Below are 19,884 nucleotides of genomic sequence, written 5' to 3'. Positions count from 1 at the left end.
GAAAACAGTTAAATAAATTGACTGATGATGATCAGTTAAGCTAATTTAAAAACGGCTCTACAAAATGATAAATCAGGTGATCAAAGCTGATGAGAATCGGTGATCAAAGTCATGAGAATACGCATGCAAGCGGCTTCTAACTCAAGTACGATGTCTTTTTATTGGAAAGGTGAAGAATATGAAGTTTGTGGTGGCACAACAAAGTTATTTTGCACTGCAACATTTCTTCTTAGTTATTATACTTGGAGCAATAGCACAACTTTATACAATCTTAAAAGACCAAAAATAAGTAGTCATTCACTATCTGAGAATTGGTATCAAATGCCTGCGTTTAAAAGAAGAGCTTTCAAAACTATTACTGTTGAGCTAGGAGATAATAACCAATTTGAGATCCCTAAGTATGCGACTCAGTTTTTTAATCAGCTATTAACAGCATCGAAACTATTAGATCCTAGCCCTGATGGCCTACTGCTACCTGCATATAGCTGTCGAAAGAAAAAAATACAAAATATGAGTGGGTGTATACTAAATGACTTTAAAGCGAAGTGGTTAAACAAATTTTTCCCACTGCAAGATGAACAAGGTGAGAAACTATGGCCTGTCCCACGGAGGTTCCGAGCTACTGGCAGCCATTTAACATTAGCTCGTAAAGGCCCTGTAGAAGCTGCAATACTTCTAGATAATACCCCTAATACTATTAAAAGTTCATATTCGACTGGTAATCCGCACGAAAACGACAAAATGAATAGAGATACTATTCTTACATTAGAACAAACTGTTCGTGATAGGCAAAGCGTAGAAGCAGCTAAAGCCAAAGTAATCAAAGCCCAAAAGGTTGATGTATTAACTTACGATGCATACGTAAGAAGAGCTTCCCCCCCAACCCGCAGTGCTCACGGAAGCTATTGTAAGGATTCAGATGGCCATAAAGCCGAGAAATTCACAGCAAGAGCACGGCAACACCGACTGATTTCCGATCGAGAACAATTAGCTTGCGCTGACTTATTGAAATGCTGGAGCTGTGACCATCAAGTACTTGTCGAATCAGCTATGGATATTTGGTGTATATTGAGTTTCAGAGAATGCCTTGAAGAATCTATATACCTCCACATTGATAAAACCCATCATCAAGAGAATTTTGCTGTAACAATAGAAAAAATAAACTTACGCCTGAAAAGCTTGCAGCCCAAAGTTGTACGTGAAGCTCATCGACGACTAGCAAGCGAAGGAAGGCACCCTCTTTGGTTAGATATTGATAGTGTAATTATGAATAAGGGCTCTGTATGAAACCATTACTTCACTTGCCGCATGAAACTTCACTACTCAATAAAAGTACTATTGATGTTATTGAATTAGTGCAAAAAAATAATTGGGACGAATTAAACCATACTCCAACCTGTATTGATAAATATGACATAGTCAGAGCAAGATTTGGAGATAATAAGTGGGACTGTTCCCCATACGCTACAGATAAAGGTAGTGACCAAAGCCAAAGAGTGTTTGATTTCACCTACCTAATTGATACTCCTGAGTTACTTCTCCAATCTAAGCTTATTGTTTATGGCTGGATATACATTCAAGGTAATATTTTAGGCCGTAAATGTAAGCTATCAACTCTAGCTTCCAGGTTTAACACTGGTTTAAAAAAGGTTTTAGTGAGCCTTATACAAATTAGTGGGAGGAATATAACGGAGCTCAACAATTATCAAAAGTGGCATAAACTTGAAGAAACACTAAAAGCCCAAAACTTTAGTAGACGTACACTAGAGCTTTCCTTTACTGCTTTACAAGCTATATCAGGGCTAAATTACTGGCTTCCTTTTCAATTAGAATTACCAAATAAAAGTTATAAACAACTAGCCAAAAAGCTCTCTTGCAGGGATAAACTTGAGTCAAAACAGACATTAGCAATCCCTCAAACATTAACTGAAAAAATATATGGTGAAGCAATTAAAGATGTTGAACTGGCTTGGCCACATAGAAAAAAGTTAGCTGAATTAGAGCGAAACCTACAGTCAAATTATGATATTGGCCGCTCAAGAGTCGACTATAAATTAGCTACAGGTCGATGGACTTGGCTATATGATAAAAATGGAGAATTAAATAAAAAAAGTTATGTTGAAGAAATAAATAAAGCTACTCCCAAATCACAAACTGAAATAATCGCCCAACACTTAGCAGGGACTAAATTACTTCCTAAACACAAAGCAGATGGAAATTGGCTTGTTAGATGGCGTACAAAACTTCAAACGGCTTGTTTTATATGCGCAGGAGCATTTAGCGGTATGCGAGTAAGTGAATTATTTGAGCTTCATGAAGATAGCTTCTTCACTCGCACTATTAATGGGCAAATTTTTCACTCAGTCAGTGCAGCAACACATAAACTAGCTGCGGGGGCTAAACATGATGAGTGGCTAACAAGTCCTATTACTGAGAAGGCAATATCTTTAGCTATTGAATTAAGTGCTTGTGCTCGAGAGCAGTTAGTCAAAGTCGCGACACACAGTAGTGACCCCGGTCAAGTCGATAAGTTAATAGAAATTTCGAGTAATTTGTGGCTTAGTCAAATTCAAAGAAAAAATATGCCAATATTAATTACTCGAAGTAAATGGAATGACAAATTAAAAAAATATTCTGAGAAAGTTGGAGCAATTGTGAGTGAGGCTGATTTACGTGAATGCCGCCAATTAAACCCTAGAGATGGTGGTTCAATTAACGACAAAGTTGAGCTTGGTAAGCCATGGCCTCTCCTTACCCATCAATTCAGAAGAACATTTGCTTGTTTTGCCGTTCGTAACAATCTCGGCCATCCTATATCCATTAAACAGCAATTCAAACATCTTTCATTAAGAATGTCAGAATGGTATGTAAATGGCGCTATAGAAAGCCGTATAAAAGATATTAGTGTAGACACTGAACTAATAAACTTACTCAACGAAGCTAAAATTGAACAAACTACTGCACACTTAGATCGCTGGTTTAATGGAGAGGAGCAACTAGGCGGCACCTATGGCAAGGCCATTGTAGCTATGCGCAACGACAAGCCCGTTATATATAGTAATTGGGATAATTTATATAGGCTTGTAAAGGAGGAAAGGCTCACACTCCACGGAACACTTCATAGCTACTGTAAAAATGGACATAATTGCGACATGGATGGACTTATTAATCCAGCTTTTTGTGTAGATTGCCGCACTGGAGGCAGTGTAATTGACTTAGATAAAGCCCTATGGTGGCAAAAGAAGCATGAGGTTTTAGGTGCCTACTTGCACAAAAGCCTCGATATCAATCGTAACGAATTTGCACATTGTATCACTCAAATACGGGCCGCAGAAAAAGTCATGGACGAATTTAAAATAAAATTTGTAAAGTATGAACATCCTGTGCAGGTAATCGATTTATGAATAAATCAGAGAACACACTCTTGAGATTAGAAGCTGCTCTACAGAGGATTCTAAAAGGGGCAACTAGAAGAATTTCCGAGAGCCGAAAACTATCTGTTCGTGCTGTAGAAGAAGAGGCTGATATTGGAAACGGAAGTTGCTATTACTACCCTGATTTTGTGTCAAAAATACAATCTGAAATAGCTGTTCTTAAAGGGAAAACATTTAATGAAGTAACATTGTCTGATTTAGCTATTTGCCAAGCAAAAATGAATAAAGAAAAAAAAATAAAAATTAGGTATCGTGATAAAGCAAGTGAACTAAAACAACAGGTAAAATCGATGGCAGCAGAGCATCACCAACTATCCTATGCTTTACGAAATATGCACCAGCGCGTAGAGGAACTAGAACTGCAAATTAGAAACATCGAAAAAAATAAAACCATAAAAATAAAGTAACTCAAACCTTTTAAGTAAGCTAAGTTACTAAGAGCTAGCAATACACTTTTTAAGCAAGTTTAATTGTTAAACTATTCGCAGCTAAGCAGTAAATTATATTATTTATGGGTTTCCACTCTCGCTGAAAATTAATTGAGTAGTTAACAGTGCTCCCCTAATAATACTGTCAAATGTAACTAGAGCGGGTAATCTTATTATGAAAAAAAGCCAAAAGACTAATAATGATTTAATTAGCCTAATCAGTAACGGTAGAATTATGCTTAATTCTAATCATTTAGATATAATCGAAGTTATTCACTTAGGCATAGATACGAACAGTATTGAGCAATTTAGATGTAAACTAGCTTGGGACATACAAAAGATTTCAGAGGCTATTGGTACGAATATAAAGATGCTGAATAAGCCTAAAATTTTAAATGCCACACTGAGTCAAAATGCAATTGAGATTGCATATCTAGCATCTATTTGTATTGATTATTTTGAAAATGAACATCGCTTTAATCTATGGCTAGATACTCCAAATTTACAGTTTAGTAATAAACCACCACGATCTTTTTTAAAATCAATTAAAGGTCGGGAGTTAATAAAAAAAACAATTAATTCCCTTAACTATGGTTTTACTGCATAAAGTAAAGATCACAAACTAATACTTTCAGAAATGTCTATCAGCTCATTTAGTGACAATATGGAGTGATTTAGCGCCACAATGACTAGCTTTCTATTGAATACAAAAAAGCTATTGATGAATTTATTTTTTAACTAATATCCAGCAATCTATAGCCTGCAATTTTAATCGCTAAAACATGTGTTACTTACACTAACAATCCATTCTCACAAATCATTACTTATTTTTCTTATTAACTCATTTTGACGCAAGATTGCTATAGCTAAGCTCGTATGCCTATTGCATCTTTAACTATAATAAGATCTTCGCCGCTTTCCAGCATTAATAAAGAAAATGCTCTTCTTAGGTAATACGACGCACACTTTTACATGCAGGTCTCGACAGATCTAATATTTAGAATATGATAAATAGCCATGCAGTAATACGTTCATAGGTAATATCATATTACTTACGAATACAACTATTTAAAGCCTCCTAGATATTACTTCCTCGATACGGTTTTCATTTCGAAAGGCAATAAATATTAAAATTTATTGACTGCTTTACTCAAAATAAAGCAATAACTGAATTCAATTTCATAATTAACTTTGCTGATCAAAAACACGCTTAGTATCAAATAAATGATTGATAGGGACATTCAATGCAGTCGACAATTTCAGAACTTCAATATCGGTCACTCTTCTGACATTAGCCTCAACTTTAGCTAGAGTACTTCGGCTAATTTGCCAATCAATAAGGTTACACTTAGCTACAAGCTGTTCTTGGGTCCAACCAAGCTTCTCCCGTATTGTTTTCACGTTCTTACCGATAATATTCATGATCCAACCTGCTCCGTTAGCGGAGCTTGATTGTCACAAATAAAAGGCCTAGAATTGCTCCGCCTTCGGAGCAGTCGATTTTTTGGTTAACTTAGTTTGGAATTTCTTTTGAAAATAGACAATTTGGTAGTTCAAATAATTAAAGCTCCCAACTTTAATAACTTTACAACAAGTGATGTCAGATCTGCTTATATCGCTATCAGTAAAGATGCTTTTTTAGACCCTGTAATAATTCGTCGGAAGTTATACGCTGAACTTCTAAAGCTTGTTAATAAAGGGTGGTTAAGGAAGAAATCATCTAGTAATAAAAAAGGCACTCGCTTTGTTAAAACAGAGCTATTTGATGTTCAAAAGCTAATAGAGTGCATCGTTGATAATCCTCAGCAAATAACTCTTTGTAATGACATTAAACAATCTTTAACGACTAAGTTAAATCATTATAAAGCCGAGCTACTGTTAAACCTCGGAGAAACGGAGGCTTATAAGGAACTCTATGATGAATTTCCAGAATTAGTCACTGAAATTCAATATAAGTACAACCAAGCTAGAGATGATAACACTAAAATTTTAGGAAAAATTAAAGCCATAGAAAGCTTAATTAACCAAGAGAAACAGCAAAACACATGAAGTTAAGAGTTTGGCAATCTAAATGTATAAATCTGGCATTCAATAAGTATCTAAATGGACAAAAACATTTTTTAGCTTTGGCTACTCCAGGAGCGGGTAAAACCGTTATGGCCTCTGAGTTAGCAAACCAGATGTTAGTAAACAAACATATTGATTTGGTCATATGTTTTGCTCCAGCATCTATCGTCGCAAATGATTTTTGTGACAGCCTACAATTAATAACCAAAGAGCGTTTTGACGGGCTTTTGGGCGCTAAAGGGCGCTCACTTACTTATCAAAGCTTGCAACACTTAGATAAAACCTTTTGGCAATTATTTACTCGCTTTCGTGTGTTTGTTATTTTTGATGAAGTTCATCATTGTGCAGGCTCAAACATCGAAAATGCCAACGCTTGGGGTGAACAAATAATACGAAACATTAAAGACAAAGCTACTTATACATTGGCGCTAACAGGAACGCCTTGGCGGTCTGACACTGCGCCAATTGTTCTTTCAAACTACTTATATCCTAGCAATAAAATTTCTTGTGATTATATCTACGGCCTTACTGAGGCGATTAAAGACGGTGTTTGCAGAATACCTCAAATTGTCGCGGTTGATAATAACAGCATTTCCATTGTTGAAGATGAGGAAACTAAAACATTTAATAGCTTCAAAAGCTTATTATCTGAATCTGCGGTGCCCTACCAAAGCGTCATAGAAAATGAAGCGGTTATTAAATACATACTTTCATCGGCACAAAAAAAATTAAACAATATTCGTTTATCCTCTCCTAGCGCTGCCGGTTTAATTGTTGCCAGCTCAGTTGCACATGCAAAAAACATCGCAAACATACTCAAAACACACCTTAACGATGAATGTGCTGTTGTTACTTATCGGGAAAGTGAACCCACTGAAATTATTCAACGATTCAGACACAGCTCCTCCAAATGGATTGTTTCGGTAGGCATGATCAGCGAAGGTACAAACATTCCAAGACTTCAAGTATGCTGCCATTTAACAAATATAAAAACAGAAATGCATTTCAGACAGATTTTAGGTCGAATTCTTAGAATTACTCCCTCTAAAAATCAAAATGCTATTATGTATATGCCTGCACAACCGAAGCTCTTAGAATACGCTTATCGCGTTAAGCAAGACGTCCCTTTTGAGGCGGATGTTGTTAAGTTTGATAAGATGAAACAACCTATTGAAAATGATGTAACAGTAATTACTTCAGATGCAGTTACTTTCGGTGACAAAAAAACTAAACATCTAAAACCTGAAATTCACATAACCGACCCAGAAACTCATGATGGGGTAATTGTTAGCTCATATCTTACAGAGCAAAGTGAACCACACTTTTTAACCCGCTCTTACGAACAAATCGTTAATATTTTTGGGCGTTTTAAACAAGAAGCTATTTCGCTAAGCTTAAATGAATAAAAGTAAATATACGGCTGACGTATATTTAATAGATCCCTATCTTAATGAGAATAAACACTTTGGCCTTGACCAGGGTATTTTTCAAAAATATGCATATAAACCTCGCTACAGGTTTTTGGCCATAAATTGTCATCGTATGATTCAGGTAAGTTATCTAATACCTCCTCAATCATATTTTTAACTCTAGCTTTAGTTCGCTGCTTCTTACGCCAATCAATAACCAGTATTTCCTGCATTTTTCCTGTTAATTCTTTAGCTATTTCTTTAACTTGATTACGTTCTTGCTCTGTTAGTGGTGCGTCTTGAATCATCAAGTCGTACACTGCTAGCTCTTCTTCAGCTAAGCCTTCACGAACGGTACGCTTTTCTTCATGCTCTAACTCATTAATAAACCCTTTCAGGCGATTAAAAAATTCTTCTGCGGTATATGCACCTAAATTATATTCTTCAATTAAATCTAAAAACTTTTGCTGTAAATCTTGGCGCGTTTTGTTTTTAAGCACCATTGGCTGCAATTTCCGCTCAATTAGGTTTTTAAGTTTCTCAGCATCTGATTGTTTTGGTTTCTCAATCGATGAAGCCATTGTAGCTAAAGCATCAAAGTCTATATTTGCAATGTTTATAGGATCTGGCAGGTTGCTTTGTATTCTGATAGTGGAAATTGATTCATCTAATAAGTCATTAACTTGGTTACGCACAACATCCAATACATCTTCATCATCAATTGATAAACCAGATTTCAAACGCATTTGAGAATAAATTATATTAATAGCGATACGATAAGGTACATATTGATTAGCGCTATCGTCAGGCATAATGGCCTTAAAAATACGGTTAATTTGCCTTATAAAAGACGTAAATTCTTCTTTATTTTTCGGTTCAAGCAGTATTTCGCTAGCGTTATCTAACAATGATAATTTGGCAAAACCATCAGCAGAGGCCGATACAATTTGGGTTAAGTCAATATCAACACTACCTAAGAAGACAAGAAGCTCATTGATAGCTATACCTAATGCAGCGACTAGTTCAGATTTATCTTTTGCAGGGCTATCAACTTTATAAGGTGCGCCGCCTTCAGTAACGCCACCCCCATATAGCCCTAATGCCTGTTGTAGGGCATTAAATATATTAATGTAGTCTACAATCTGTCCCGCAGCCTTTCCCTCATACACACGATTAGCACGTGCAATGGTTTGCATCAAAGTATGGCTTTTAAGCGGCTTATCTAAGTAAAGAGTTGAAACAGATGGGGCATCAAAGCCTGTTAACCACATCGCGCATACAAATACGATTCTTAAATTATCTCCAGGGTCTTTAAACTTTTCGTCTATTTTTTCTTTTAAGAAACGCTCTCTGTGTGGTTTATAATCAAGCCCTTTTTTAGCAAGTCGCTCGTCATCATTTTGCCCACCCGACACAACAACCGCCATATCAGCACTTTCCATATGCTGAATTTGAAATTGCAGTTTGTTTAAGCGGCTTCCCGAAGTATGTTTGGCTTTTGCTTTTAAGCTACTGAGCTTTGTTTTCCACGCTAGTTGAACTTTGTCATACATCTTAATAGTAGTGGCTTTATCAATAGATACCACCATTGCTTTGCCTAGCATCCCATTACTGAAAGGGTCACGATTGATATAGTGCTCAACCAAATCAGCAGCAATAGTCTCTAGCCGATCTTCTCTAGTAATGATGTGATAAGCCTTAGAGAATTCAGACTCTAAACGCGCTTCTTGTTCTTCAGTAAGGTCTGCTTGATCAAGTATGTCAGCAATATCATCTCCAATAGTATCGCTCGACACTGAAACTTCAGGTACACGGTTTTCGTAATATAAAGGAAGTGTTGCGCCATCATCAACGGCATCAGCAAAGTTATAGATACTAATGTAATCACCAAACACTTCTTGTGTTTTAGCCTCTCCTGCAAGCAACGGAGTGCCTGTAAATGCCATAAACGAAGCATTAGGCATAGCATTACGCATATTCATTGCTAAAGAGTCGTATTGACTTCTGTGGGCCTCATCAGTGATAACAATAATATCGTCACGTTCAGATAAAACCGGATAGTTTCCTTTTTCGTCACCTTTAAACTTTTGGATTAAAGTAAATACAAAGCGGTGATCCTCACCAAGCAACGCTTTTAATTGAACACCTGAATCTGCTTGGCAGTTTTCGGTAACAATGCCTGCAGAGTTAAAAGTTTTATATATTTGGTCGTCTAAATCAGTTCTGTCGGTGACTAATACAAACGTCCAATTACCGGTATATTTACGAAATGCCTTTTTACAGAAGAAAACCATTGAAAAGCTTTTACCGCTACCTTGGGTATGCCAAAAAACACCCAGCTGACCATCACGCTCTTTCACGTTATTAAGACCACACAATGCCTGATTAACACCTAAGTATTGATGATACTTAGCAATGATTTTAATCGTTTGCTTTGTCTTAATATACAAAGTGTAGTTTTCAATAATATCTAAGAGTCGGTTTTGCTCACACACCCCACGTATAACAACTTCTAAACTAACTCGGCGCTCTTCTTTTTCATTCTCTACTTTCTTCCATTCAGCAAAGTGCTCCCACTGGCTAGATATAGAGCCAACCTTTGATTGCACACCATTAGAAAGAATAATAATCTGGTTATAGGTAAACAATTTTGGAATAGTATTTTTGTAATCAGCTAAATTGTTTTTATAAGCGCTAAGTAAGTTTTTATGACTTGCTTTTAGTTCAATAAAAACACTTGGTAAGCCATTAATAAAGCCGATCAAATCTGGACGACGGGTTTCAATTTCACCCGTTATGCTCATCTGGCTACAAAGCAAGAAGTCATTGTTAGTAGCATCCGACCAATCTATATATTGAACAACGCAATCATCTTCATCTTCAGCATTTGTTGTATAAACATAGCCACTGGTTAATAGCTCATAGACTTCTTCATTAGCAGATATTGCGGTCATCGCACTTCTATCGCGCGCTATTTCGTCAATAGCTTCTTGAATAATAAGTTTATTAATATCCGGATTTAGCTTTAGTAACGCAGTTCGTAACCTTGCGAATAGCACAACATCATTGCGGGTTTCCCTGCCAAAAAACATAGGGTTATTAGTCAGAGATTCATTATCTAATGAACCAAAAACTTCATCCCAACAAATTGCGGTTTCCCAGCCTAAATCTGAGAATAATTGAATCGCAGGTTGCTCTACTAAAGCATCTTCCGTGTATGTCATTAAAACTCCCTTATTTTCCTTTCTAATTCTTTTTTTGTTTCATATTCAATTTGATGGTCAATATGCTCTACAAAATCAGATGCCCAGTTTTTTACCTTAATGCTTTCATGGTACATCAAGGGTTGAATTACCTCTTTATCGGCTTTAAGGTAAGGAACTAATGAGCCGACCCATGATCTACTTAAAAAATTAGCTGATATCTCACTAAGGAAGGCCTTGTTATCAGAGTATTCAGATAACAATTGAACAATCAATGGATTTATAACACGCTTATCATTATTTGAGGTAAACATTGAAATTGCACGCCCTACGACAATAAGTGCAGATTCATTTTGGCACCAATCAATAATAACCTCAGGCTCCAAGATATCAAAAATACTCTTATCTCTTTTTTTATAAGATTTACCACTGCCTAGTAAATCGACTAAACGGTACTGTTTTATCGCGCTACCATCAATAAACTTGTCCGCTATCTTAGGCCAAATATAATTACCATGTAATTTAAAGGCTTTATAAAAACCTTCACCTAAGTAATCCCATAAATCAGAATAGTCGATATCATGATTGCCAACTTGCTCAACTAGATGCAAACATAGTTGTAATGCAAACTCTTCATTTTCAGACTTTAATAGTTTTTTAACTGAATTTAACCAATAGAAACTATCAAAATGGCGAGTCTTGTCTTCTTGTTTAAAAGACACGTTGAGTACTAAATGAATTAGAGCTGGGGTTAATTTTTTAAAATCAATATCACTACGACCGTGTGTATACATATTGATATTATCAAGTGCGACCCAAGCACCTGTTGGATCAATTTCACTTAGTGTCATACAAAATTGGGCTATTTCATGCTCTTTTAGATGCTCTGTAACACTTCCATGCGCAAGTATTGATGCCGAATGGCTAGGTAACTGATTGTTTTTAATTAATCCTATCAATGTATTTAAGTGAGAACTTTCGATTTTTCCTGTACAAAGAGAGCTAGGGTAATATTGGATTAAATGTTCATCAGCCTCTATTAACCCTATTACTTGAAGCCATTCATTTGAATTTTTAACGTAAAGCCCACTTAAAAAACCGGCAAAAAACTGCGTGCTTACATTCATGTTTGTACGAAAATAGTCAAACAGTTCATTCAATAACAAACCATAAGAATCTGACTCTAACACCAGATACTTTGCAAAAACCCAGCTTTGTTTTTGCTCAGGAAAAGTCATTAATAATTCAAAATATTTGACGAGTTCAGAATGACTGTTTTTTAGCTCTAAGGATAATTTTTTTGCGTTTTCAGCAGCTATATCAATATAATGACCATCATTGTCTATAACATGTTCTCTCGATGGGTTGAGTACAATTAATTTTAGCTTTTCTTCTATACTATCCTCCGTAGGAGACAATAGTTTTTCCCAAGACCTCAAAAGGTCTCTCTGCTCTTGTCCCATTCCTTCAGAATCATACTGCAAAGCATGGACTATTGATTGAGAAGCAGCAGGCCAATATTTTCCAGTAAGCATTATTATTTCTTTTATCAAAGAGTTCAGTTGTTCTGGTATTTCATACCTCATTAACCCTCTAATTTGATTACCAAAAGCTTCCTTAACTTCTGCAACTAAACGGTCACGTTTAATAATCTCAAGTAATATATTTAATAAAGACTGCCAGTAGTCATAAATTTCTTGATACTTTTTCGGACTCCACTCTGTAAGCTCAGCTTTAGTACCTTGAAACTCTGCGCCAATGGTTCTTGTACCACCATGTGTATTAATTGCAGTTTTAACCGCTTCAATAATCACTACGTCTGCGCTTTCAATATTTAATGTTAAAGCTCTCTCTAAAATAGCAAGTCTTTCACTAAAGTCAGCCTCTGTTCCCGATAATTGCCAACGAAATAGCTGCGAAAACTGTCCTAGAGCATTATTACTAAAGCTTTCATTTTCAAATTGAGCCAGTTTAAATAAGCACCAAGATGCTTTTTCAAAACAAGATTTATGAAACGCCAGCATTTCCAATGCCCAAACAAGGTTTCGTCTAACTTCTCCAGCTATTTTTTGTATTTCTTCATCAGTTAGCTGCGAAATCACTCTGTATAACTGATTATTTGTAACAGTAGGGCTCACCTCAACCAAAGCGCGAAAAAGTCTTGAACCCTGCTTAGATAGCAACAATTCCGCTTGGCCAAAAGGGTGGTTAGCAGCACAAAAATTCTCAACAAATGACTGCACATTAATTGATGAATCCAAGTACTTTATTTGATTGCAAAAACTCTCTTGTAATCTAGCCGGAAGCTTAGAAACAATTTCACTTTGTCTATCAAATGTACTAGTGTTCCACCACTCCATTGCCAAGTTCAAGGCTAATGGTTTAGGGACTATACGAGCTAGGCTTCCTGTACAGTTAATTAGCTCTTTTTCCTTAAAAATCATGATAGTATTTTCAAACGTTATTTGGTCTGTACCCGCGATACTATTTAAAAACTCCGCATCTTCATTGACATCCTCCCTAATTCCTTTTTGAAATCTAAAATAATCGAAAAGCGAAAAGACTTTAAGTAACTCTCTAGCTTTGTCACTAAGACTTCCATCACCATTTATTAACTTTTCTACAAGGTCTGATTCACTAAAACTTGTAGTAATACGACCCTCTTGCTGAAGCTCTTTAATAGTCATTTGCGCTAAAAGAGGGAATCCCTCAATAAATTTCTCTAGCTGTTGTTTCGATGATTGGTCAAGTTCAGGAAGGCGAGAATCTATAATGTTGGAAATTTGCGCCGATTCTAACTTTTCTAGCTTAATGCGGATGCTATTTGTTAGTTTTTTTTCCTCTTCGTGATAAAAATAAGTTGTAATAAGTTTAAGAGGAGAATCATTAACCTCAATAGCATTGGTTGCATAGTTATGTAACTCAACATTACAATTGTCTATGATTACAAACCCAAGCGCTCCATTTTCTGCAGCTGTCTTTATCGATTCTTTAACCGTGTACTCATTCTCTGAACCACTAAAAATAATAAAGTCACTGTCCTTTAAATTATTTCTACTTTTATATTCAATCAACAATCGAGACTTACCAAGACCAGAAAGGCCTGTAAGTCTGATAGAAGAGCTATTGGAGTTTAGTGCTTCTGACAGCCCTTTTAATGCATTTTTTCTCGCATCATCCTCTTCGTAAGCGAGTTCATGCTTACGTTCATCGTATTTAAGCCATTCTTTAATAGGTTTAGCACCATCTAAGTTGAAATTACCAACGGATGGCGAGCTTTTTATAAACATCTTCAACAGTAAAACAACTGTATCGCTTTCCGAATTTGGTTTGACTATAGAGCTATGATTTACTCTATTTATTGTTTTTATAGGGTGATATCTAAATAAACTTTTTGAACTCACCGACGATACAACGGTTTCATTTGCATCAATAATACTTAGGATATTTAGCTGGTCGCTTAATTTTTTATCAGTCCAAGCTTCATCTAATGCATCTATATCACTTGAGTTGTTTGTAAGGGATTTTAAGTGCCGATTACGAAAAGCAATGAATTGACCAATATTTGCTAATCCAGAGCCTCCATGTGGAACATCAAAAAAGCATACTTTTTTGATGTTGTGCTTAGTTTCTAATTGGCTAAGCCTCACAAGAAGCCGTTTTATAACCAAGCCCCCCATACTGTGACCTACTAGAATGATCTCATCATTGGCAAGATCACAGCGCGCTTCAAGATCTGTAAGCAAGCCATTCGCAATGTTTAAAATCGTAGGTCCTGATGTTAAGAATTGTGCTATCAAATGTGGTGAAGTGTATCCGTACTCTATGACAGTATGTTCTATATCAGGATCATCTATAATAAACTGTGGGAAATTTCCCCACGTTTTATCTATTTCTCCACCTAATCCATGAACAAAAACTATAAATTTACTCATTAACTAATCCTTTAATTCAATTTGACCTGATATTAATTTAGGTAACAGCATATCTCGCTGTTGTTTAAGGTTTTCATTTCTTGAGACCAAGTTCCAACATTGTTTCACCATTCCTTCAACAATAGAATTCCACTCATCCATCAATTCTTGAGGTGGTATAAACAGGTTAAATTTTCTGAAATCTTTAAGAATAATCCTAGGGATCGCAGCACCTGATACGTAGTTCTTCATTCGCTCTTTAACTAAAGGGCTTCTAAGACAATAAGCAAGCCAGTGAGGCTTCACTTTTTCATTTGGACGTATGATTGCAATTGAAGATAAAAGCGCCATTTCAAGTTCTTTTTCTACAACGAAGGTATGTTTTAAATAACTGCCATCTTTAGCAACTAAGATATCGTTAGCTTTAACAACTGAATCTTGTCTCTTAAGATCCTCGTAATCCTCATATGATATCTGACGACACTTGGATACATTAATTCCAAAGTCATGCATATCTTTAACCGATGCCATAGGGACTCCAACATCAACAGATTTGGGGCTTTTATGTGACCCATCAGTTATCTTATTACAAAGTTCTTCAAGTGCAACAATCTGCCACCCCTCTGGAATTTGGCCTAGTGGTGAGTCGATGAGTTTTGGATTGCCGTCTGCATCAAGGTTGTCTTGGTGGTTTGCGTAGCGGAAGTTAACAAACCATTCGCGATACAGTGATTGCGCCATGTTTTCTAAAATCGCGATTCGGCGGTTGTTGTTTTCGATTAGGTTGTCGTATTTTATCAAAACTTCTCTAACGGATTTCTGAAACGATAAGTCTGGTAACTTGACCTTGTAAGACTCCAACGAATTGATCGTAATTTGAGATATTGAAGCCCCTGAATCTAATTTTGATTTTAATTTTTCAGCATGTAGTAACTCTTTGAAATAAAACTTATCCACTAATTTCGTATCAACAGAGAGGACTATCGATAAATTAGTGATCCATGACTTCGGAGGAGATATTTTCACATCTCCAGTACCGCCTACGCCACGCGCAACGACTATTACTTCAGGATTCTCGTAAAGATACTCACTTGTATATCCTGTAACTCTATAACCACTAAAGACTGGATGACCTTTATCAGTAAATTTGGTCTTAGCAAGCATTTTTCCATATTTTAGAGAAGCAATATCAGAAATAGCATATTCTTTAAGTTCCATTTTTATAGCCTCCCTAAAATATTTACTACGTTTTCACCTATAAGTGATTCCAACTCATGCGCTTCAGCATTCAACACCTCTAACTCTTCTTGTAGTGCTGTTAAACTAACCGTAAAATCTTCGTCACTTTCTTGCTCACCTTCGGCAACACCGACATAGCGACCAGGATTTAAGCTATAGCCTTGCTCAATAATTTCGGCTTTAGTTGCCACTTTACATAAGCCAGCGATATCTTGATAAGTCAGTTCTCCATTATCATTAGCAAAGAAGTTTCCTAAATTAAACTTACCGTCATTACCTACATCAGGGTGAGTTTCAAGGTAAGTATTATTAATAGCTTGGCCACGGTATAAACGTACAATGTTGGCAATAAAGTTAAGTTGCTCACTGGTGTAATCACGCACAGCACGGGTTACTTGGCGGAAAATATGGCGCGCGTCGATAAATAACACTTTGTCTTTGTTATGCGCAGGTTTGTTTTTATCTAAAAACCATAAGGCACATGGTAAAGTTACGGTGTAAAAAAAGTTACTTGAAACAGCAACCATGACATCAACGCCATCTTCTTCAATCAACTTTTGACGGATCTCTTGCTCTGATCCACGGGCATCACTGGCTGAGTTTGCCATAACAAAACCGGCACGGCCTTTTTGGTTAAGTGCTGAGTAAAACATTTGAATCCACAGATAGTTACCGTTGTCATTACGCGGCATGCCATAAGGAAAACGGTGTTTATCACCTTCTAATCGGTCTTTTTGGATTTCGTTAACGTTAAACGGTGGGTTAGCCATCACATAGTCAAACTGACCATACTGTTTACCGTCTATTACATCACCTTTAGCTAAATCGAACGGGTCTTCATAATAAGAGTTACCTTCACGGATATCGCCCTGCAAACCATGTACAGCAAGGTTTAACTTAGATAAACGAACAGTATCACCTGTTTTTTCTTGCCCAAATACAGATAACTCATCAGAGGCATCTTTATTATGTTTTGCTACAAAGTCGGCAGAGCTGATAAACATACCACCACTACCACAAGCAGGGTCAAATACCTTACCGTGGTAAGGTTCAATCACTTCCGTGATTAACTTTACTAATGCTGAGGGCGTGAAGAATTCACCACCGCCTTGGCCTTCAGTTTTGGCAAACTCATTAAGGAAATACTCGTAAATACGGCCAAATATGTCTGAGCTAAGAGTGAAATCGATGTCATTAAAGTTTTTAAGTAAACTCTTGAGCATGTCGTTTTCAAAGCGAGAATAGGTTTTAGGTAGGGCATCCTTAATTGCTTCGTTGTCAGCTTCTAGCGCTTTCATGGCATCATTCACTTGTACACCAATATTAGAGCCTTCAGGAAGTGCTAGTAGGTTAGAGTAGAGCGCTTCGTCTGGCACATACATTGCGCCTTCAGCTTGGATTTTTGACTTTATATCGCCACTGCCACGACGGCGAGAGCTAGACTGTTCTTCTATCTTACTTTTTGCCAGAGTAAAACGGTACTCTGCATACTTAAGAAAAATTAAACCCAGTATTGGTCGAGAGTATTCTTGAGCTGTTAAGCCTGTGTTAGCGCGTAATGAGTCCGCTGCTGACCATAAACGTTTTTCTAATTCTTCTATCTTTTTAAAATCTGCCATTTTTATAATCCTTCTTATAATTCCCTTTATGTAGGGTAATGTATCAAATATGAGTTTACTTATATACAAACTGAACAGTACGACTATCTTATTGATATTTAGCCAGTAGTAATTTCAACGTTTTTTGAGATTGTTCAAACTCAACTTGATAGTTATTTAGTATTTGTAGTTCTTGCTCAACATCTAACTCTTCAACTTCAACGTTTCTAACAATGTAACGTGAAATATTGAGTTCGTTATTTTGCTCTCTAATTTCAGGCATAAATACGGCTTTATAACGATCGTCGTCAGCTAGCTTTCCTGCCGCTAAATCAGCTATTAACACTGCGTCTTCTTCTGAAATAGTTATTCTGTTTTTGTTGCTTTTACCTATTTCACTGGCATCCACAAATACCACTGAAGAACCTGCTGGTTTGTTTTTATTAAGCACCAAAATAACAGGGGGGATGCTTGTGCCATTTAGAACATTAGCGGGCAAGCCAATAACAGCTTCCAGTAATTCGTTTTCTAGCAAATGCTCTCTTACTTTTGCATCGTAACCGCCTCGAAATAAAAAACCTTGGGGTATTAAAATGTAACCTTTACCCGTTTCATTTAATTTACTTAAGGCTTGTTGTATCCATAAGCTATCACCAGCAGCTGCCGATATTGGCTTATCTTTAAGTACTTCGATAAAAGGAGCGCCTACTAACATGCGCCGTTCATCTGCACCAAATTTCTGAGCCATTGGCGGCTCCATAACAACTAAATCAAATTGTTTGTCTAATCCAAAATTTGACTCTAAAAGTGAGTCTGTATTTGCCAACTTGAAATGTTTATTTTCAAGCGCTAGCAATCGGTAAGCAGAGATATAAGTACTACGATTTTTTTCTTCTAAGCAAAGAGTCTCTGAATTTAAGCTAGATGCTACTCTTGCTAAACCACATGCTCCGTCATACAAGGACTTACCACTACAATCACCAACTAGCGCAGAAAATATCCTTTCCATATTAAGGTTGGCTAAATCTGCTGAAAACCTTCCAAGTACTTGTGCATTCATTTCTCTTAAAGCCTTAGCAAGCGTGTCAAAGTTTGAAATGGCTGCGATGAAAGAGACGACAAGGTTGATTATCTTCACGTCAATTCGATGTTGGTCTGGCGCTGAGCATATCTCAGTTGGATAATTTTCCTCTAACGCTTTTCCAGCTTCTATTAGCATATCTAACTGTTTAGCATGACCGCTATTCACGATTACTTCGAATAACTCAGAGTTTTCCTTCGCAATAAAAGCAACATAAGTAACTAATTCTAATATGTGTGGCACCTCCATTGAGCTACGGCTATTATCAATTAGGCTCCTTAATTGTTTTGTTAAATGCTCCATTACTTAGCTCCTTTAATTAATTGAGTAATATAAGCCGTTGAAACTTTCTTCTGTTGTTCTGCCAAATTGAGTGTTGATTGATAAGCCTGGTTGCTAGCATGAAATAGTTCTGCAATTTCATTTTGTTTATTCAACCCTGGCAGCTCAATCACTAACTTTTTGATACTTGATAAGCTTATATTTGTAATTATTGCACCTGTGCTGATCGTATCTAACTGGCTTTGACCAACAGATGAGTTAAAGTAAGCTACAAGCACTTCCCCAAGTAACTCATTGTTATTTGGTCTAAGTAAAATAAAGTTAGCAGAAGCAATTACATTAAGTTCGGCAATGGCTTTAGTAACGTAACCGGCCTTTATTGAGTTACCTTTAGCAAGAAGCACCACATCCCCTTCTTTTAATAGGAAACGCTGAATATCCTTTCCTTCCTTTATTATTATTTCACTAAGCTGTTGCTCAATAATTTCACCATTTAGATTAACAGAGCTACCTGTTAGTAAGTGCAACGCACCTTCAACGTTACTTTCATTCTTTTCGAATAGCGCGTTTGTTGCACCAGTGGTTAATTCATTACATAACACCTCGATAGTTTTCATGTTTCTCTCCTTTCGTTTTAAACCTACGAATTAGGTTGTTGAGGTGATATTAGCTATCAAACTTAGCTAAAGCAAGTAGTTTTTTAAATTTTATTGAGTCGTACACCAAAAACGATTTTGATTGAGTGTTTATAAATATAAAAGAACACTATATTTTTGTATTTAAGGAAACTAACTTCGGTGAAAATTTATTTTAACGGCTTTATTTTAGAAAACTGTTCTTGCCAATTTCTATAGAAATTATCGCATGGTGCGGAAATCAGCTGGAAAACATACAAATGGAATAGAGATACGGAACTTAGTTGTTATTTTTATATGATCTACTCTAGATAATATATGAAGATTTTTTACTTAACTGCAGAATATAATCTGGTCAGTAATATAGTATGTAGGACTTCATTTACATCGGCTTATGAGGTGATAAAAATCTGGAAAATACTACCGTTGGATAAGATTTTTCTGAAAAAACATCGAATATTTCCCGTTTTTCTGGAAAACACACAGATGCTTTATTATTAAAGGCTTTACAGAAAACTTCCAGACTTTACATGTAACAGTAACCCACTACTATGAGATAAGCTTCGGGCTTCGGGCAAAGATTAAAACCTTGTG

The 19,884-nt window shown here is 36.4% G+C and carries 13 protein-coding genes; 6 read left to right on the top strand and 7 right to left on the bottom strand.

Features of this window, described 5'->3' with window-relative positions; genetic code table 11:
* Nucleotides 1–123 precede the first annotated feature (123 nt).
* From H5154_RS06175 to H5154_RS06160, 4 genes are all read left to right on the top strand, one after another.
* Nucleotides 124–1,287: a hypothetical protein gene (locus H5154_RS06175; protein WP_259398460.1), complete on the top strand. Its 1,164-nt coding sequence runs from the start codon at nt 124–126 to the stop codon at nt 1,285–1,287.
* Complete coding sequence (locus H5154_RS06170) at nt 1,284–3,404, top strand: hypothetical protein (RefSeq protein WP_182717745.1); 2,121 nt, start codon at nt 1,284–1,286, stop codon at nt 3,402–3,404. The genes H5154_RS06175 and H5154_RS06170 overlap by 4 nt, the downstream gene beginning before the upstream one ends.
* The gene (locus H5154_RS06165; RefSeq protein WP_182717744.1) at nt 3,401–3,841 is read left to right on the top strand and encodes a hypothetical protein; all 441 of its coding nucleotides are present in this window, start codon (nt 3,401–3,403) and stop codon (nt 3,839–3,841) included. The genes H5154_RS06170 and H5154_RS06165 overlap by 4 nt, the downstream gene beginning before the upstream one ends.
* 196 nt (nt 3,842–4,037) lie before the next feature.
* Complete coding sequence (locus tag H5154_RS06160; RefSeq protein ID WP_182717743.1) at nt 4,038–4,469, top strand: antitoxin Xre/MbcA/ParS toxin-binding domain-containing protein; 432 nt, start codon at nt 4,038–4,040, stop codon at nt 4,467–4,469.
* A gap of 578 nt (nt 4,470–5,047) precedes the next feature.
* Here H5154_RS06160 and H5154_RS06155 read toward each other — a convergent pair.
* Nucleotides 5,048–5,263, bottom strand: a complete 216-nt coding sequence (locus tag H5154_RS06155; RefSeq protein ID WP_310736603.1) for a helix-turn-helix transcriptional regulator — start codon at nt 5,261–5,263, stop codon at nt 5,048–5,050.
* 129 nt (nt 5,264–5,392) lie between these two features.
* Between H5154_RS06155 and H5154_RS06150 the strand changes: the two genes are divergently transcribed.
* Together H5154_RS06150 and H5154_RS06145 are read left to right on the top strand one after the other, a co-directional pair.
* The gene (locus H5154_RS06150; RefSeq protein WP_182717741.1) at nt 5,393–5,911 is read left to right on the top strand and encodes a hypothetical protein; all 519 of its coding nucleotides are present in this window, start codon (nt 5,393–5,395) and stop codon (nt 5,909–5,911) included.
* Nucleotides 5,908–7,335 (top strand): DEAD/DEAH box helicase, encoded by a 1,428-nt coding sequence (locus H5154_RS06145; protein WP_182717740.1) that lies wholly within the window; start codon nt 5,908–5,910, stop codon nt 7,333–7,335. The genes H5154_RS06150 and H5154_RS06145 overlap by 4 nt, the downstream gene beginning before the upstream one ends.
* Nucleotides 7,336–7,376: 41 nt before the next feature.
* Here H5154_RS06145 and H5154_RS06140 read toward each other — a convergent pair whose 3' ends face one another.
* The 6 genes from H5154_RS06140 to H5154_RS06115 all read right to left on the bottom strand — a co-directional run bounded on the left by H5154_RS06140 (nt 7,377) and on the right by H5154_RS06115 (nt 19,272).
* Entirely contained in the window at nt 7,377–10,562 is a 3,186-nt protein-coding gene (locus H5154_RS06140; protein WP_182717739.1) for a type I restriction endonuclease subunit R, read from the bottom strand.
* Nucleotides 10,562–14,476: a triacylglycerol lipase gene (locus H5154_RS06135; RefSeq protein ID WP_182717738.1), complete on the bottom strand. Its 3,915-nt coding sequence runs from the start codon at nt 14,474–14,476 to the stop codon at nt 10,562–10,564. Before H5154_RS06135 ends, H5154_RS06140 begins: the two co-directional genes overlap by 1 nt.
* 3 nt (nt 14,477–14,479) lie before the next feature.
* Nucleotides 14,480–15,673 carry a restriction endonuclease subunit S gene (locus H5154_RS06130; protein WP_182717737.1) on the bottom strand — a complete coding sequence of 398 codons (1,194 nt, stop codon included), beginning with the start codon at nt 15,671–15,673 and terminating at the stop codon, nt 14,480–14,482.
* Nucleotides 15,674–15,675: 2 nt separating this feature from the next.
* Entirely contained in the window at nt 15,676–17,313 is a 1,638-nt protein-coding gene (locus H5154_RS06125; RefSeq protein ID WP_182717736.1) for a class I SAM-dependent DNA methyltransferase, read from the bottom strand.
* Between the two features lie 88 nt (nt 17,314–17,401).
* A complete protein-coding gene (locus H5154_RS06120) occupies nt 17,402–18,676 on the bottom strand; it encodes an N-6 DNA methylase (protein ID WP_182717735.1) in 1,275 nt (424 codons plus the stop codon).
* Nucleotides 18,676–19,272, bottom strand: a complete 597-nt coding sequence (locus H5154_RS06115; protein ID WP_182717734.1) for a restriction endonuclease subunit S — start codon at nt 19,270–19,272, stop codon at nt 18,676–18,678. The genes H5154_RS06120 and H5154_RS06115 overlap by 1 nt, the downstream gene beginning before the upstream one ends.
* Between the last annotated feature and the right edge of the window lie 612 nt (nt 19,273–19,884).

Origin of the sequence: Pseudoalteromonas sp. SR44-5, assembly GCF_014163675.1 — a bacterium.
GTDB classification, from domain to species: domain Bacteria; phylum Pseudomonadota; class Gammaproteobacteria; order Enterobacterales; family Alteromonadaceae; genus Pseudoalteromonas; species Pseudoalteromonas rhizosphaerae.
Note: the sequence above shows the minus strand (reverse complement) of the source record. Positions and strands in the feature narration are given on the sequence as shown.

Coding starts and splice junctions, on each gene's coding strand:
- H5154_RS06175 (WP_259398460.1), top strand. CDS start 124: ATGCAAGCGGCTTCTAACTCAAGTACGATGTCTTTTTATTGGAAAGGT.
- H5154_RS06170 (WP_182717745.1), top strand. CDS start 1,284: ATGAAACCATTACTTCACTTGCCGCATGAAACTTCACTACTCAATAAA.
- H5154_RS06165 (WP_182717744.1), top strand. CDS start 3,401: ATGAATAAATCAGAGAACACACTCTTGAGATTAGAAGCTGCTCTACAG.
- H5154_RS06160 (WP_182717743.1), top strand. CDS start 4,038: ATGAAAAAAAGCCAAAAGACTAATAATGATTTAATTAGCCTAATCAGT.
- H5154_RS06145 (WP_182717740.1), top strand. CDS start 5,908: ATGAAGTTAAGAGTTTGGCAATCTAAATGTATAAATCTGGCATTCAAT.
- H5154_RS06140 (WP_182717739.1), bottom strand. CDS start 10,562: ATGACATACACGGAAGATGCTTTAGTAGAGCAACCTGCGATTCAATTA.
- H5154_RS06135 (WP_182717738.1), bottom strand. CDS start 14,476: ATGAGTAAATTTATAGTTTTTGTTCATGGATTAGGTGGAGAAATAGAT.
- H5154_RS06130 (WP_182717737.1), bottom strand. CDS start 15,673: ATGGAACTTAAAGAATATGCTATTTCTGATATTGCTTCTCTAAAATAT.
- H5154_RS06125 (WP_182717736.1), bottom strand. CDS start 17,313: ATGGCAGATTTTAAAAAGATAGAAGAATTAGAAAAACGTTTATGGTCA.
- H5154_RS06120 (WP_182717735.1), bottom strand. CDS start 18,676: ATGGAGCATTTAACAAAACAATTAAGGAGCCTAATTGATAATAGCCGT.
- H5154_RS06115 (WP_182717734.1), bottom strand. CDS start 19,272: ATGAAAACTATCGAGGTGTTATGTAATGAATTAACCACTGGTGCAACA.